Origin of the sequence: Paraburkholderia sp. MM5384-R2, from assembly GCF_014201025.1 — a bacterium.
Taxonomy (GTDB): Bacteria; Pseudomonadota; Gammaproteobacteria; order Burkholderiales; family Burkholderiaceae; genus Paraburkholderia; species Paraburkholderia tuberum.
Genome location: NZ_JACHDI010000014.1, coordinates 34,679 through 50,229 on the forward strand (window position 1 = coordinate 34,679; position 15,551 = coordinate 50,229).

General features: G+C 64.9%; 15 protein-coding genes. 3 read left to right on the forward strand and 12 right to left on the reverse strand.

Annotated elements, in window-relative coordinates:
* Nucleotides 1-224 precede the first annotated feature (224 nt).
* The 3 genes from slmA to argB form a co-directional block, all read right to left on the reverse strand.
* Nucleotides 225-935, reverse strand: coding sequence for a nucleoid occlusion factor SlmA (gene slmA / locus HDG37_RS21590; RefSeq protein ID WP_184051142.1), 711 nt, complete (start codon nt 933-935; stop codon nt 225-227).
* A 41-nt stretch (nt 936-976) separates the two neighbouring features.
* Nucleotides 977-1,744: a pyrimidine 5'-nucleotidase gene (locus HDG37_RS21595; RefSeq protein ID WP_184051144.1), complete on the reverse strand. Its 768-nt coding sequence runs from the start codon at nt 1,742-1,744 to the stop codon at nt 977-979.
* A 157-nt stretch (nt 1,745-1,901) separates the two neighbouring features.
* Entirely contained in the window at nt 1,902-2,801 is a 900-nt protein-coding gene (gene argB, locus HDG37_RS21600; RefSeq protein WP_018419098.1) for an acetylglutamate kinase, read from the reverse strand.
* Between the two features lie 265 nt (nt 2,802-3,066).
* Between argB and HDG37_RS21605 the strand changes: the two genes are divergently transcribed.
* The 3 genes from HDG37_RS21605 to HDG37_RS21615 all read left to right on the forward strand — a co-directional run bounded on the left by HDG37_RS21605 (nt 3,067) and on the right by HDG37_RS21615 (nt 5,476).
* On the forward strand, nt 3,067-3,291 hold the full coding sequence (locus tag HDG37_RS21605) for a cysteine-rich CWC family protein (RefSeq protein ID WP_090802208.1): 225 nt from the start codon (nt 3,067-3,069) through the stop codon (nt 3,289-3,291).
* Between the two features lie 335 nt (nt 3,292-3,626).
* Nucleotides 3,627-4,937 (forward strand): ATP-binding protein, encoded by a 1,311-nt coding sequence (locus tag HDG37_RS21610; RefSeq protein WP_184051146.1) that lies wholly within the window; start codon nt 3,627-3,629, stop codon nt 4,935-4,937.
* Nucleotides 4,934-5,476, forward strand: a complete 543-nt coding sequence (locus HDG37_RS21615; RefSeq protein WP_184025882.1) for a response regulator transcription factor — start codon at nt 4,934-4,936, stop codon at nt 5,474-5,476. Before HDG37_RS21610 ends, HDG37_RS21615 begins: the two co-directional genes overlap by 4 nt.
* A 134-nt stretch (nt 5,477-5,610) precedes the next feature.
* On the opposite strand, the gene hslU is transcribed toward HDG37_RS21615, so the two are convergent.
* From hslU to HDG37_RS21660, 9 genes are all read right to left on the reverse strand, one after another.
* On the reverse strand, nt 5,611-6,957 hold the full coding sequence (hslU, locus tag HDG37_RS21620; RefSeq protein ID WP_184051148.1) for an ATP-dependent protease ATPase subunit HslU: 1,347 nt from the start codon (nt 6,955-6,957) through the stop codon (nt 5,611-5,613).
* A gap of 10 nt (nt 6,958-6,967) precedes the next feature.
* A complete protein-coding gene (hslV, locus tag HDG37_RS21625) occupies nt 6,968-7,504 on the reverse strand; it encodes an ATP-dependent protease subunit HslV (RefSeq protein WP_184051150.1) in 537 nt (178 codons plus the stop codon).
* A 339-nt stretch (nt 7,505-7,843) separates the two neighbouring features.
* Nucleotides 7,844-8,263, reverse strand: a complete 420-nt coding sequence (gene dksA, locus HDG37_RS21630; protein ID WP_090802202.1) for an RNA polymerase-binding protein DksA — start codon at nt 8,261-8,263, stop codon at nt 7,844-7,846.
* A gap of 681 nt (nt 8,264-8,944) precedes the next feature.
* A complete protein-coding gene (locus HDG37_RS21635; RefSeq protein WP_184051152.1) occupies nt 8,945-10,045 on the reverse strand; it encodes a GTP-binding protein in 1,101 nt (366 codons plus the stop codon).
* A gap of 238 nt (nt 10,046-10,283) precedes the next feature.
* Nucleotides 10,284-11,486, reverse strand: coding sequence for a class I SAM-dependent rRNA methyltransferase (locus HDG37_RS21640; protein WP_184051154.1), 1,203 nt, complete (start codon nt 11,484-11,486; stop codon nt 10,284-10,286).
* A gap of 61 nt (nt 11,487-11,547) precedes the next feature.
* Complete coding sequence (xerC, locus tag HDG37_RS21645; protein WP_184051156.1) at nt 11,548-12,471, reverse strand: tyrosine recombinase XerC; 924 nt, start codon at nt 12,469-12,471, stop codon at nt 11,548-11,550.
* Nucleotides 12,472-12,499: 28 nt separating this feature from the next.
* Nucleotides 12,500-13,258 carry a DUF484 family protein gene (locus HDG37_RS21650; RefSeq protein WP_184051159.1) on the reverse strand — a complete coding sequence of 253 codons (759 nt, stop codon included), beginning with the start codon at nt 13,256-13,258 and terminating at the stop codon, nt 12,500-12,502.
* Nucleotides 13,259-13,315: 57 nt separating this feature from the next.
* Nucleotides 13,316-14,251, reverse strand: a complete 936-nt coding sequence (gene dapF / locus HDG37_RS21655; RefSeq protein ID WP_184051389.1) for a diaminopimelate epimerase — start codon at nt 14,249-14,251, stop codon at nt 13,316-13,318.
* A gap of 172 nt (nt 14,252-14,423) precedes the next feature.
* Nucleotides 14,424-15,308 carry a lipid A biosynthesis lauroyl acyltransferase gene (locus tag HDG37_RS21660; protein ID WP_184051161.1) on the reverse strand — a complete coding sequence of 295 codons (885 nt, stop codon included), beginning with the start codon at nt 15,306-15,308 and terminating at the stop codon, nt 14,424-14,426.
* Nucleotides 15,309-15,551 lie beyond the last annotated feature (243 nt).

The window sequence follows — 15,551 nt, forward strand, 5'->3', positions numbered from 1 at the left end:
ATAGTGAACCGCGGGCCTGGGGCCAAGGGTTCGCGCGCCCGCAATCGAGTCAGCAAATCGGCGCGTGAAGGGGTGTGAAACCGGGTGCAACGTGCTTCGGGATGCCTTGGCGTGGTCCGTTATGCATCGGCAGGCCGCGGCAACATCAGGCGCAAAGTATAGCGGAAAATTCCGCGCGGCAGCGGCACGGGCGATGCCGCGCGAAGGGTGCGAGTCCTCGCGGATTACTGAAGAATCAGCAGCAGTTGCTCGTCCGCGTGTTCGGCGGGCGGCCGCGCGAAACCGCTGCGCACATAGCGATGCCAGCGGCCGATCACATAGCTCACCACCAGGCTCGCGCGAATTGCGGGATCGTAGTCGGCAGGCAACGCAGCGGATTGCGGTGCGGTCTGCGGGCCAGCGTTGCCTGTGGCGTCGTTATTCGCACGGGCAAGCGCTTCGGTCTGCGCGAGCCGCAAGCACTGCTTCAGCGATGCCTCGACCCGTTCGAGCATCTGGTTCACGCGCTCGGTGAGTCGCTCGTGCTCGCCGATCAGTGCCTCGCAGGTCAGCACGCGCGTCATGCCGGGATTTTTCGCGGGAAAGTTGAGCAGCATCAGCGCGATCGCGCGCGCCTGCAGCACGCCGTTGTTTTCGTGATTGGTGATCTGGTTGATGAGGCCGAACAGCGTCTGCTCGATGAACTCGATCAGCCCTTCGAACATCTGCGCCTTGCTGGCGAAATGGCGATACAGCGCGGCTTCCGACACACCTAGCCGGGCGGCGAGCGCGGCCGTGGTGACCTTCTCGCGCTTCGGCGCCTCGAGCATGCTGGCAAGCGTCTGCAGGATGTGCACGCGACGCTCGCCCGGCTTCGGACGCGGCAAGCGTGTGGCGGCCGGCGCCGCGGGGGAGGCTGCGGCTGAGGTTTCGTCAGGCTTGTCGATCGGCTGCATGGCTGTGGTCCCCCGGCTGATGTCGTTGGCGGCTTTCGTCCCTACTGTCCCGGCTTGCGTCCCTTCCATCGAACCGAGCGCGTGCCCGGTCGTAGCGATTTTAGCGAACGAATGCTGCGGTCGACATAATGCGGCCGGCCGGTGCCCGGCAGGCGCGTCGGTACACCGCCCGCGTGCGGCTTGCGCGGCAGGTGCCCGGTGATCCACACGGTGCGGATGCCGAGCCGCCGATAGTTTTTCAGGTGCGAACGCGTGTCCTCGACGAGGATCGCGTCTTTCAGCGACACGTGCGCGTCGCGCATCGCGCGGCGCAGCATCGCGTGATCGGGCTTCGCGCGCCATTGGCGGCGATCGCGCATGTGCTCGATCGTGATTACGCGCTCGAATAGCCGCTCGATGCGCAACTCGGCGAGCACCGCGCGCGCGTAGGTTTCGGGCGCGTTGGTCAGCACGATCTTGCGGCCCGGCAGCGCCGCGATCAGACGCGCGACGCCGCGCTCGTGGCGGATCATCGAGCAGAGGTCGGGGAACGTGTGCACGACCTTCAGGAAGTCGTGCGCGTCGAGCGGATGGTGGCGCGTGAGACCGAGCAGTGCTGCGCCGTAGCGCAGCGTGTAGCCGGTGCGCAGACGGTTGGCTTCGTCGATGTCGACTTGCAGCGCGTCAATGATGTACTGGGTCATGCCGCGATTGATCGCGGGGAAAATGGCATGTGACGCGCGGTGCAGCGTGTTGTCGAGATCGAATAGCCAGACGGGCTTGCCGCCTGCGAGGTCAGGACGGCGGCGCCGCGAAGTGGGGGTGCGCATGGTGGATTTCTTCAGCCGCTGACGGGCGTTTCATGCTGCGGATGCGCAGAGATTGCCACATCAACGCTCGGGGGCGCGCATGGGCTGCCCGCCGCGAGGTGGGGCACAGGCGTCGCGCCGCTCGGACGCAACCCCTGTGCCGGGGATGCCGCAACGCTCAATGCGAGCGGATCATCGTGCCGAACGGCTGTTCGGTCAGAATTTCGAGCAGCACCGAGTGCTCGATGCGGCCGTCGATGATGTGCACCGAGCGCACGCCGCTCTTCGCCGCATCGAGCGCGGAGGAGATCTTCGGCAGCATGCCGCCGGAGATCGTGCCGTCTTCGAACAGACCGTCGATTTCGCGCGCCGACAGGTCAGTCAGCAGATTGCCTTCCTTGTCCATCACGCCGGGGATGTTGGTCATCATGACGAGCTTTTCGGCGTTCAGCACGACCGCCAGCTTGCCCGCGACGAGATCCGCGTTGATGTTGTACGACAGGCCGTCTTCGCCGAAGCCGATCGGCGAGATGACCGGAATGAACGCGTCGTCCTGCAACGCCTTCACGACCGCCGGGTTGATCGACTCGACTTCGCCGACCTGGCCGATGTCGACGTACTGGCCCGGAGTTTCGCGATCGGGCATCAGCATCTTGCGCGCGTGGATCAGGCCGCCATCCTTGCCGGTCAGGCCGACCGCGTGGCCGCCGAAGTGGTTGATCAGCATCACGATGTCCTGCTGCACCTCGCCCCCGAGCACCCATTCGACGACTTCCATCGTCTCTTCGTCGGTGACGCGCATGCCCTGAATGAACGTGCCCTGTTTGCCGATTTTCTTAAGCGCCTGGTCGATTTGCGGACCGCCGCCGTGCACGATGACCGGGTTGATGCCGACCAGCTTCAGCAGAATCACGTCGCGCGCGAAGCCCTGCTTCAGACGCTCTTCGGTCATGGCGTTGCCGCCGTATTTGATGACCACGGTCTTACCGTGATACTGACGGATGTAAGGCAGCGCCTCGGCCAGAATTTCGGCTTTCAGGGTGGGCGCAATCTGCGAGAGGTCGGGAAGCTCGGACATGGCGGCAGGCTCGGGCACGGAACAGTTGAAACAGCGCGAATTGTACAGGACTGGCGCGCTGCAACAGGGTTTTCGGCCGCGGCGCGAGCGACGGGCGGTGCAGGCTTGGCGTACCGCACCATGACGGGCCGCGGGGGTGGCGAACAGCAAGCGTAACGCACTTGCGTGACGGCTGTGCATTGGCCGAACGGACGACTGCACCTGAGCGTGTCAGTCATGGCATCATGGCTTGATCAATGTCCCCGGCCCTGAGCGCCGATCTGCGATGAAATCGTCTTCCCCCCGCTCCGAACGCAGCGCACGCTGTCCGCGCTGCGGCAATGCTTTCGACTGCGGCATGCAGACTGAGCCGTCCAACTGCTGGTGCCGCGCGCTGCCGCCGCTACCGGTCGAGCGGTTAAAGCCAGGCGGCCGGTGTCTGTGCCCGGAGTGTCTGGCCGCGGAGATTGCACAGGCGACACACGAGGCGAGTGAGCATGAGCGGCCGTGATGGTCGGATTTGCCCCGGGGCCGATCAGAAACCGCCGACGCGCGGCGATGCTGCGCCACCCGCGCCCGCAGATCGCGCACAATCGCTTCCAGCGCCGGCTCCCATTCGCCGAACCGCGGCTGCCGATCCGCGGCGATCGCCTCGGCGTGCCGGCTGGCCATCCGCAGCGTGTAGCCGGCGCGGAATTGTGCGACGGCGTTTCCCGGGTCGAGTGGGCCAATAATGGCGGGCGTCGTCGAGAGGGTGCAGTTTGGCCGCGGCGGCGAAGCAACGGGCTTCATCTGCCGCGGCGCCACTGGCTCGGGCCGCGGCGGCGTAACGGGTAGACTAGGGTCATGCACCGTATAACCAACACCGGCCGCGTCAATCTCGGTCATCTGTTCTGGCTGCGCAGCCTCGCGATCATCGGTCAGCTGCTGACGATCGCGTTCGTGCAGATCTTCATCGGCGCCAATCTGCCGTTGCCCGCGATGCTGCTCGTGATCGGGCTCGAAGTGCTGTTCAACGCGCTCACGTGGTGGCGCGTGTCGCAGCAGCGTCCCGAGTCCAACCTCGAGCTGTTCGGGCAGATCTGGGTCGATCTTGGGGCGTTGTCGGCGCTGCTATTCCTGTCCGGCGGCACCACCAACCCGTTCGTGTCGCTGTACCTGCCATCGCTTGCGATCGCGGCGGCCGTGCTGCCGTGGTATCTGATGGCCTGGCTCGCGGCGTTCGCGGTCGCCTGCTACGCGATGCTCAGTTTCGATTCCGTGCCGCTCAATCTCGAGAATCCCGCCAACCTGTTCGACTACTACCGCTCGGGCATGTGGGTCAACTTCATGGTCAGCGTGGGGCTGATTGCGTGGTTCGTCGCGCGCATGTCCCGAGCGCTGCGGCTACGTGACGCAGCGCTTGGAGAAGCGCAGCAGCGCTTGCTCCACGACGAACGGGCGGTCGCGCTCGGCGTGCAGGCGGCCACCGTGGCCCACGAAATCGGCACCCCTCTGTCTACAATCGCGATGTTGTCCGAAGAATTGCGCGACGCGGCGCGGACCGACGCGGGACTCGCCCCCTACCGCGCCGATCTCGAGCTGCTCGAGCAGCAGATGATGTTGTGCACGTCGGCGCTCGCGCGGTTGCGCAGCCGCGCAACGACCACGACGAACCGCCAGCCGGTCGACGAATGGCTCGAATCGTTTGCCGGGCAATGGCGCCTGCGCCATCCTCACGTGAAGTTCGAGCGGCTTGGCACACCGCCCGCCGATGTCAGTCTCAACGACACGGTGGCCGTTAGCCAGATACTGACGATCCTGCTCGACAACGCCGCGCGCGCGAGCCGCGATCACGTGACACTGTCCTGCGTGCTCGCGTCACGCGGCGACCAGATCGTGTTCGAAGTGTGCGACCACGGTCCGGGCATTCCGGCCGCGCTGCGCGGCTCGCTCGGCGCGATGCCGGTGGAGAGCACGCAGGGCGGTCACGGCGTCGGCCTGTATCTGGCGTTTTCGGCGGCGGCGCGTCTGAAGGGATCGATCGAGCTGACCGACGCCAACGGCGGACGGCCGCGCGGCACGCGAGCGGTGCTGCGACTACCGCTCGCCGCGCGCAAGATTTCCGGAGCGGGCCCACATGGCGCCGCGCCATCCAACACGGAGAAACAGGCATGAGCGAGAAGAATTTTCTGGTGATCGACGACGACGAAGTGTTCTCCGGCATCCTCGCGCGCGGCTTGACGCGGCGCGGCTACACGGTGACCGAGGCACACAACGCGGACGAGGCGATCCGGCTCGCGAATCAGCAGAAATTCAGCGAGATCACCGTGGACCTGCATCTCGGCAACGACTCCGGCCTGACGCTCGTCGCGCCGTTACGCGATCTGCAGCCCGATGCGCGCATGCTCGTGCTGACCGGCTACGCGAGCATCGCCACCGCGGTGCAGGCGGTCAAGGACGGCGCCGACAACTATCTCGCAAAGCCCGCCAACGTCGAGACGATCCTGTCGGCGCTGCAAAGCGAGGCGAGCGCGTTGCAGGCCGAGGAGGCGATCGAGCATCCGCAGCCGCTGTCGGTGGCGCGGCTCGAATGGGAGCATATCCAGCGTGTGCTCGCAGAACACAACGGCAATATCTCGGCGACCGCGCGCGCGTTGAACATGCATCGGCGCACGTTGCAGCGCAAGTTGGCGAAGCGGCCGGTGAAGCAGTAGGCGGCGATCTTCTGGCGCGGCGTTGGCTGTTCGAGGCGCCGCCGCGGGAAGGGCGGCACAAAACAAAACGGGCTGCCTATGCGAAGGCAGCCCGTTTTTCATGCATCAGCGCTTCGCGGCTGTCACCGCGCATGTCAAAGCACGTAGCGCGACAGATCCTCGTCTTCGGCGATTTCGTTCAACGCGCTATCGACATACGCCGCGTCGATCTGCACTGCATGGCCCGAATGATTGCCGGCCGAGAACGACACTTCTTCGAGCAGTTTTTCAATCACCGTATAAAGACGCCGCGCGCCGATGTTCTCGGTCTTCTCGTTGACCGAGTACGCGATCTCGGCGAGACGGCGGATGCCGTCGTCGGCGAATTCGAGGTGCACGTCTTCGGTCGCGAGCAGGGCCTGGTATTGCTTGACGAGGCTCGCGTCCGTCGACACGAGGATCGATTCGAAGTCGTTGACCGACAGCGAATCGAGCTCGACGCGAATCGGGAAGCGTCCCTGCAGCTCGGGAATCAGATCGCTCGGCTTCGCGAGATGAAACGCGCCGCTCGCGATGAACAGGACGTGATCGGTCTTCACCATGCCGTACTTGGTGTTGATCGTCGTGCCTTCGACGAGCGGCAGCAGATCGCGCTGCACGCCCTGACGGGACACTTCACCGCCGCCCGCTTCGTTGCGCGACGCGATCTTGTCGATTTCGTCGAGGAACACGATGCCGTTCTGCTCGACGTTTTGCACCGCCTTGCTCTTCACCTCTTCGTCGTTGAGCATCTTGCCGGCTTCTTCGTCGGTGAGCACCTTCAGCGCTTCCTTGACCTTCATCTTGCGGCGCATCTTCTTGCCGCCGCCGATGTTGGCGAACATCGAGCGGATCTGCTCGGTCATGTCTTCCATGCCCGGCGGCCCCATGATGTCCATGCCGACCTGCGGCTGTTCGACGTCGAGCTCGATTTCCTTGTCGTCGAGCTGGCCTTCGCGCAGGCGCTTGCGGAACGTTTGACGCGTCGTGCTGCCTTCATCGGCGGTGTCGATCGAGCTCGAGCTCGAACCGAAGCCGACCGGCCGTGCGGTTGGTAGCAGGATGTCGAGGATTCGGTCTTCGGCCAGATCGCCGGCCTTGGTCCGCACTTTGCGCATTTCGGTTTCGCGGGTCTGCTTGACCGAAATTTCGATCAGGTCGCGCACGATACTGTCGACGTCGCGGCCCACGTAGCCGACTTCGGTGAATTTGGTCGCTTCGATCTTGATGAACGGCGCGTCCGCGAGCTTCGCGAGACGCCGCGCGATTTCGGTCTTGCCGACACCGGTCGGTCCGATCATCAGGATGTTCTTCGGCGTGATTTCCTGGCGCAGCGGTTCGTCGACCTGTTGACGGCGCCAGCGGTTGCGCAGCGCGACCGCCACGGCCTTCTTCGCGCGGCCTTGGCCGATGATGTGTTTGTCGAGTTCCGAGACGATCTCGGCGGGGGTCATGGTGCTCATCGATGGGTCCTTACTCGATCGTCTCAATGACGCGGTTATGGTTCGTATAGATGCACATGTCGCCGGCGATTTCCAGCGACTTCTCCACGATGTCGCGCGGCGACAGCTCGGTGTTGTCGGCAAGCGCCTTCGCGGCCGCCTGCGCGTACGCACCGCCCGAGCCGATCGCACAGATGCCGCCTTCGGGATCGAGCACGTCGCCGTTGCCGGTGATGACGAGCGTGGTGGTCGCGTCCGCGGCGATCAGCATCGCCTCGAGACGACGCAGCATGCGGTCGGTGCGCCAGTCTTTCGCGAGCTCCACGGCCGCGCGCGTCAGATTGCCCTGATGTTTTTCCAGCTTCGCCTCGAAGCGGTCGAGCAGCGAGAAGGCATCCGCCGTGCCGCCGGCGAAGCCGACCAGCACCTTGCCGTTGTAGATGCGCCGGACCTTCTTCGCGCCGCCTTTCATGACGATGTTGCCGAGCGTGACCTGGCCGTCGCCGCCGAGCGCCACCTTGTTGCCGCGGCGCACGGAAACGATCGTCGTGCCGTGAAATTGCTCCATATGCGTTCCTCTTTGCAAAACGGGTAGGACGCGGCAGCGCCGTGCGCTACCGCATGAATCCAGTCAGCGGACGGCGCGCCGGCTGGCGCGCTCGTGAGCGCATGTCCGATCTATTTTAGGGCGCACGCGGTCATATCAAGATCCGCCGGAAGGCCTAGGACGAAAAACTGAAAATCCGCTCAGGGAGCCTGAGAAACGAGGCGGGAAGGGACGGCGGGGCGGGACGGATGGCGGAGCATGCGCGGATGTCGCGCAAAAAGAAAAGGCGCACGGTTCACCGTGCGCCTCTCGACGAAGCAGCGTTTTCAGGGCGCTAAGCCGAAGCCGCGCCGCAGATAATCAGTCGCCGAACAGCTTCTGGCGCAGTTCGCGGCGCTCCTGGGCTTCGAGCGACAGCGTAGCCGTGGGCCGCGCGAGCAGACGCGGAATGCCGATCGGCTCGCCGGTTTCCTCGCACCAGCCATAGTCGCCCGCCTCGATTCGCGCGATCGATTGCTGCACCTTCTTCAGCAGCTTGCGTTCGCGGTCGCGCGTGCGCAGTTCGAGCGCATGCTCTTCCTCGATCGTGGCGCGATCGGCCGGGTCCGGCACGATGACCGTTTCGCGCAGGTTCTCGGTCGTCTGGCCGGCATTGCGGAGAATGTCCGCCTGCAACTGTTCGAGCCTGTTCTTGAAGAAGGCGAGCTGATCCGCATTCATGTAATCCTTGTCGCTCATCTTCAGGATTTCGGCTTCGGTCAAGAGTCGTTTCGTCGTCATCTGGCTTACTTCTTCAATGTGAGGCAAAACTCATAGGGCCCGCACTTTCGTATTGCCCGCAAACGCGTCGCGCGGACGCGCAGCGCAGGGTGGCCACGAACGTTGGACTGTCGTGACGCCGAAGCGCCTGGCGCCCACACACCGGGCGTTGCTAGCTACGCCGCTGCGGGGCCGAACTCCTCTGGAAACCGATTCACACATGCTCCTGAGGCATCGCTCGCCGACGAGCGCGTGCCCTTTCAGGCCATGCCCGCCGGCGTTTTCGGCGTGTCTCCGGACAAGATTTTCCGGCGCCGTTTCAGGCCCGTCGCGAGATACGCGCGACCGGGCAATTCGTTGTCATTCTCCAGTGGGCACGTATTGTAACTGAATCACAATACGGCACCGCAACTGCTGAAAGCCGGCCTGCGGCGCTGCGATATCCCGAAAATATAACGCGCAGAAAGCCAAAAAGCGATGGTCGTGCACGCTTTAATACAGCAGGGTTTTCACGCGTTTTTCATATGGCCTGGATTCGAAAGGCCTCGACGCCGCGGCGTCGCAGTTTCAGCAGAGGATTCACGCCCGCGCAGTCGGCGGCGGGCGTCTCACCGCACTAGAAGTAGCACGGCGCATGCCGCGCTGCGCGCGGCGTGTCGTGGGTGTGCCCGAGGCTTGCTTGCGCGACGGCGCTGCGCCCGCTCAGGCGAGGCAGGCGTCGAGACCGTCGGTGATCAGATCGCGCGGCAGTTCGATGCCGATGAACACCATCTTGTTGGTCTTCTTCTCGGCCGGTTGCCATTTCGCGGCGAGGTCGCTGCCCATCATTTGATGCACGCCCTGGAACACGACCTTGCGATCGACGCCCTTCATGTACAGCACGCCCTTGTAGCGCAGCAGGTGCTCGCCATAGATCTGCAGGATGCCGCCGAGGAAGTCTTCGAGCTTGTTCGGATCGAACGGACGATCGCTGCGGTACACGAACGACTTGATCTTGTCGTCGTGATGCGCATGGTGGTGATGTCCGTGATCATGGCCTTCGTGATCGCAATGGCCATGGTCATGATCGCAATTGGCGTGATCGTGGTCATGGTCGCCTTGCGTGTGGCCGTGCTCGTCGTGCGCGTGCGCGTGGGTATCCGCGTGTTCGTCTTCGCTCAGGAAGTCCGGATCGATTTCGAGCTTCGAGTTCAGGTTGAAGCCGCGCAGATCGAAAATTTCCTTGATGTCCGCCTCGCCGAAATTGACGACCTTGATCGCCGCCTTCGGGTTCATGTGCAGCAGACGGTGGCGCAGATCGCCCATGTGCCGCTCGTCGACGAGATCGGCCTTCGTGATGAACAGCCGGTCCGCGAAACCGACCTGGCGCTGCACCACTTCGTGCTCGTCGAGCTGATGGTTCGCGTGCTTCGCGTCGACCAGCGTGATGATCGCGTCGAGCAGGAATTCGCTCGCGATCTGGTCGTCCATGAAGAAGGTTTGCGCGACCGGGCCCGGATTCGCGAGGCCGGTGGTTTCGATCACGACGCGGTCGAAGTCCACTTCGCCCGCCTGCTTCTTCGCGGCCAGATCGTTGAGCACGCGCGACAGGTCGCCGCGAATCGTGCAGCAGATGCAGCCGTTGCTCATCTGGATGATTTGCTCGCTCGTGTCCTGCACGAGGATCTCGTTGTCGATGTTCTCTTCGCCGAACTCGTTCTCGATGACGGCGATCTTCATGCCGTGCTTTTCGTTCAGGATGCGCTTGAGCAGGGTGGTCTTGCCGCTGCCGAGAAAGCCGGTCAGGATGGTGACTGGAATCATGTGGGTCGCCTGTAAGTCGTGAAACGGTGCGTGATCGGACGCTAGCGCAAGGCTAGCCAGATGCGTTAGGCGGGGCCGCCGCAGCCAGATGGCGCGAGCCTCGTCCAGCCGGTCATTGAAACATATTTGCCTGGCGGGCGCAGGGGCGGCCGCGCTGCGGCCGGCTGATGGCGCCTGCGCGGAGGCGGGCCGCAGCCGCCGCCGCCGCCACGCGCAATCACCGGGAGAATGAGGGCGATCAGGCGATTTGCAACAGCAGCCCCTTCAGATACTCGCCTTCGGGGAACGCAGTGAGCAGCGGATGATCGACGCCCGCGCCAAGGCGCTTCAGGATGCGAGCGTCGACGCGTGCGTCGGCGGCCGCGCCCGACACGATCTTCTGGAACAGCTCGGGATCGATCGCGCCCGAGCACGAGTACGTGAACAGCAAACCGCCCGGGCGCAGCAGCTTCAGGCCCGTCAGATTGATGTCCTTGTACGCGCGCGAGGCGCGGTCCACGTGCTCGCGCGATGGCGCGAATTTCGGCGGATCGAGCACGATCAGGTCGAAGCGTTCGCCTTCGTCGTAGAGGCGCCGCAATGTCTTGAACGCGTCGGCGTCGAGCCAGGTCGCGCGGTCGGCGTCGAAGCCGTTGGCCGCGACGTTCTGCTGCGCGAGCGCGAGCGCTTCACCCGACGAATCGACCGACACCACGCGCTTTGCGCCACCCTTGAGCGCCGCGAGCGAAAAGCCGCCGGTGTAGCAGAAGCAGTTCAGCACGTCGCGCTCTTTCGCGAACTGCTGCACGAGCAAACGGTTATCGCGCTGGTCGACATAGAAGCCGGTCTTGTGGCCGTTGCGCACGTCGACGTGATAGCGCACGCCGTTTTCGCTCGCGATCAGCTTCTCGGAAGGCGGCTCGCCCGCGAGCACGCCGGTGATCTGCTCGAGCCCTTCCTTCTGACGGATCGACACGTCCGAGCGCTCGTAGACGTTCGGGCAGCCGGTCGCGCCGACCAGCGCCGCGACGATCGCGTCCTTCCACGCTTCGACGCCGGCCGCCATGAACTGACAGACGATCTGGCTGCGCTGATCCGCGTCCTCGGCGACGTAGTAATCGACGATCAGGCCCGGCAGACCGTCCGCCTCCCCGAAGATCAGCCGCACGGCGCCCGTGTCGCGCACCATCGCCTGACGATGCGCGAACGCGCGCTGAACGCGGCGCTTGAAGAACGCGTGATCGATCGGCTCGGCTTCGTCGAAGCTCCAGACGCGCGCGCGGATCTGCGAGTGCGGGCTGTAGGCGGCGCGGGCGAGAAAGCGGCCATCGTGCGCGCGCACGAGCACGGTCGCGCCGGGCGCGGGGCGGCCGTCGACGTGCTCGATCGCATTGGCATAAACCCACGGATGGCGGCGCAGCAGCGATTTTTCTTTCGACGGTTTGAGCGTAAGGGTATTCATCAGGTGTAGGTAAGGTGCAAGCGAAGGCGGCGCGTCGTGGCGCGCGGCGTCAGTCGCGTGATCAGTTGCGTTTCTTTGCGCGAGGATGCGCGCTGTCGTAGACGTGGGCGAGGTGCTGGAAATCGAGGCCCGTATAAACCTGCGTCGCGGTGATGCTCGCGTGGCCGAGCAGTTCCTGCACGGCGCGCAGATCGCCGCTCGACTGCAGCACGTGCGTCGCGAACGAATGGCGCAGCACGTGCGGATGCACGTTGGCCGGAATGCCGGCGGCGAGCGCCGCGCGCTTCACGCGCTCGCGCACGACGTTCGGCGACAGCCGGTTGCCGCGCGCCGACAGGAACAGCGGATGCGGATCGTGGCGGACCATCGGTTCGCGCACCGCGAGCCATGCGTTCAGCGCCGCCACAGCCTTGCTGCCCACCGGCACGACGCGCCGCCGGTTGCCTTTGCCGAGCACTTCGACTTCGCCGGAATCGAGTTTCAGCCAGCCGGCCGAGCGATAGCCGTCGACATCGGCGAAACGCACGTCGAGGCCGACCAGTTCGGCGAGGCGCAGGCCCGACGAGTAGAACAGCTCGAGCATCGCGTGATCGCGCAGGCCTTCGGGCGAGTCGGCGGGCGGGCTGTCCATCAGGCGCGCGGTGTCGTCGACGGAAAGCGCCTTCGGCAGCATTTTCGCCTGCTTCGGCGCGCGCACCGCGGCGACCGGATTGGCCGGCAACTCGACGCGGCCCGCGAGCCAGCGATAAAACGCCCGCCATGCCGACAGCCGATGGCCGATCGACCGCGCGGTGAGACCGCCCGCATGCGCGCGCGCGACGGCGCCGCGGATGTCGACGGCGGTGAGGCTTTCGAGCGCTCGGCCTTTGGCGAGTTGCTTCAGTTCCGCGAGTTCATGCGTGTAGCCGCGCAGCGTGTGCGCCGACAGCCGCCGCTCGTGCTCGAGATGCGACAGGTAGGCGGCGATCGGGTCGGCGGCGGTCACGGTACGCGGTGACGTTGCGTGGCGCGGCTCAGCGCGGCAGCAGCCGGCTCAGCGCGGCGCTCGCGAGCGCGCCGATCTGCGTGAGGAAATCGGTGGCCATGCCTTCGTGGAAGCGCCGCGGGTCGGATGAGCCCATCACGAGCAGGCCGAACGTCGGCGCGTCTTCGGCGCCGTCGGGGTCGCGCAGCGCGAGCAGCGCGATCGATTCGGTGCTCTGCGCCGACCCGTTCGAGGCGACGCCGAGCTCGTCGGTCGCGCTCGTTGTCGCGCTTGCCGCCGGGTTGGTCGTCCCGTGGGACGCGGCCGCAGCTTGCGCGAGCCATTGCGCGGCCTCGAAGCCGGTGTTCGCGCCGCAGTACGGCGTGCTCAGGCTGCCCGCGAAAATCCGCACTTCCTCGCTGACGTGGCGCGCGAAGTCCGCCTGCGCATACGGCTCGGCGACGTCCCACACGCGCAGAGCCGCTTGCGGCACGTCGAAGATGTCGCGCAGACCGCCGGCGATCGTGCGCGGCAGCGCGTAGGGATCGCGCTCGGCCATCACACGGATGGTCCAGCGGTTGAATTTCGACGCGATGCTGTCGTTCTCGTGACCGTAGCGCAGCAGTTCGGCAAGACGCCGCTCCAGATGCTTGTTCTTGTCGCGCAGCATCTCCATCTGCCGCTCCTGCAGCGACACCGCGGCTTTGCCGTGCGGGTTCGCGAGCCGGATCGTCGCGAGCGTTTCCGCGTGTTCGACGAAGAATTCGGGATTGGCGAGCAGGTATTCGGCGACTTCGCGATCGTTCATGGTTTCGGCTAGAGGACTACGGGACGGCCGCCTCACGGCGGCGCGTCGGTCAATGAGTTAGACGGAGGGCGCCATGTCGGCCGGGCTGGACGGATTGTGCTGCGTCGAGTCCGACGAGGCGCTCGACGCCTCTTCGGCCAACTCGATCTCCCCTTCGAAGACGGTAACTGCGGGGCCGGCCATCAGCAGCGGCGCGCCTGGGTGCGCGCTGTCCCACGTGATGGTCAGATCGCCGCCGTGCGTATGTACGAGCACCGGCGAATCCAGCAGCCCGCGCCGGATGCCGGCCGCGACCGCCGCGCACGCGCCGGTGCCGCACGCGAGCGTTTCGCCCGCGCCGCGTTCGTAGACGCGCAGCCTGATCTCGTTGCGGTCGACGATCTGCATGAAGCCCGCGTTGACCCGCTGCGGGAAGCGCGTGTGCCGCTCGATGGCCGGACCTTCGGCGAGCACCGGGAACACCTCGGCATCGTCGACGACCTGCACGGCGTGCGGATTGCCCATCGACACCACCGACATCCAGCGCGTCGTGCCGTTCACGTCGAGCGGCCAGAGCGTATCCTCGCCTTCGCGGCGGCCTTGCAGACCCTTGGTCGCGAACGGCACGAGTTCGGGATCGAACACGGGCGTGCCCATGTCGACGATCACTTCGCCGTTGTCCTGCATCGTCAGCGTGATCGTGCCTTTCTGGACCTGCACGCGCACGCTGCGCTGGTCGGTGAGGCCGCGCTCGCGCACGAACTTGACGAAGCAGCGCGCGCCGTTGCCGCAGTGTTCGACCTCGCCGCCGTCGCAATTGAAGATGCGATATCTGAAATCGACGCCTTCGACGGTCGGCTTTTCGACCAGCAGCAACTGGTCGGCGCCGACGCCGAAATGGCGGTTCGCCAACGCGCGCACCTGCGCCGTGGTTAGATCAACCGGTTGGGTATAGCCGTCGAGTACGACGAAGTCGTTGCCCGCGCCGTGCATTTTGGTGAATTTGAGCTTCACGTTTTCCGTGTATCCGTTGCTGCGTAGGGCTTCGCGCGTGCGGGCGGAGCCGAAAATCCCGGCCTCACCGCCGTTGGGTGAATCACCCATTGGAGCCGTGCTCGGCCAATAGCAGATGATACACGTTGGCACATCGGAAACGGTACGGCATGCAAGGAGCCCAGCCCCACCTTCAATACACCCCCGGCACCCCCGGCGGGCGTGTCTTGAACCGCTTGTGCACCCAGTAATACTGCTCGGGCATCAGCGGAATCTGCTCTTCGAGAAACTCGTTCATGCGTCGCGCATCAGCGTCATCGTCGCCGGTCGGATAGTCGTCCCAAGGTTTAAAGACCTTGAGCCGGTAGCCCTTGTAGTTCGGCAGCACCTCGCCGATGAACGGTACGACCTGCGCGTGCCCGACCTTGGCGAGACGGCCGACTGCGGTCAGCGTGCAGGTCGGCACGCCGAAGAACGGCACGAACGTCGAATTGCGCGCGCCGTAGTCCATGTCCGCGCCGAGCATCACCGGTTTGCGTTCGCGCAGCCAGCGCAGCACGACGCGCGCGCTGTCCGCGCGGCTCGCCATGTCCGCGCCGAAACGCGCGCGCGCTGCTTTCGCGACTTCCTCGAACTCCTGATTCGACATCGGCTGATAGAGCGAGCCGCACTGGCGCTTCAGCGAGTAGTTCAGAAAGATCGAACCGGCCTCGATGCCGACAAAATGAAAGCCGAGAAACAATGTGGGCGGCAGGTTCGGATCCGTCAGGTCGATCGCGCTGTCGAGCTGGATCAGCTTTTCGAGCTTCTTCGCCGAGCCGAACCATTGCACGCTGCGCTCGAGATAGCTGCGGATCGCATGACGGAAGTGCTTTTGCGCGACGTCCTCGCGGCGCTCGTCGCTCCAGTCGGGGAAGCACAGCTTCAGATTCGTATGAACGATGCGCTTGCGACGGCTCGGGATCTGGTAGAGCAGCCAGCCGAGCCCGTCACCGAGACGGGCGACGAATCCGTAAGGCAACAGCGCAAAGAGTTTGAGCAGCCCGATCGCGAGCTTCGCGCCGTAGCGGCTCAGCATGCAGCCTCCAGGCGCGCGGCGCCGCAGGGGGCGAAATCGTGGAAAGCGGAAAAATTGACGTGAGACCGCACTCGTTTCGACTCTGTGACATTCAAAGGAAGTCGCTATAATAAGGGCTTCGCCGAGTTAATAGACAACTTGCGGGGCGAAGCCGGCGGGTGCGGTCCATGGGTTTTCATGGGTTATGCGTCCATCGGTCAGGTAATCCGCTAAAGCGTCGCCGCTTCAGACTCCCGAAGTCGG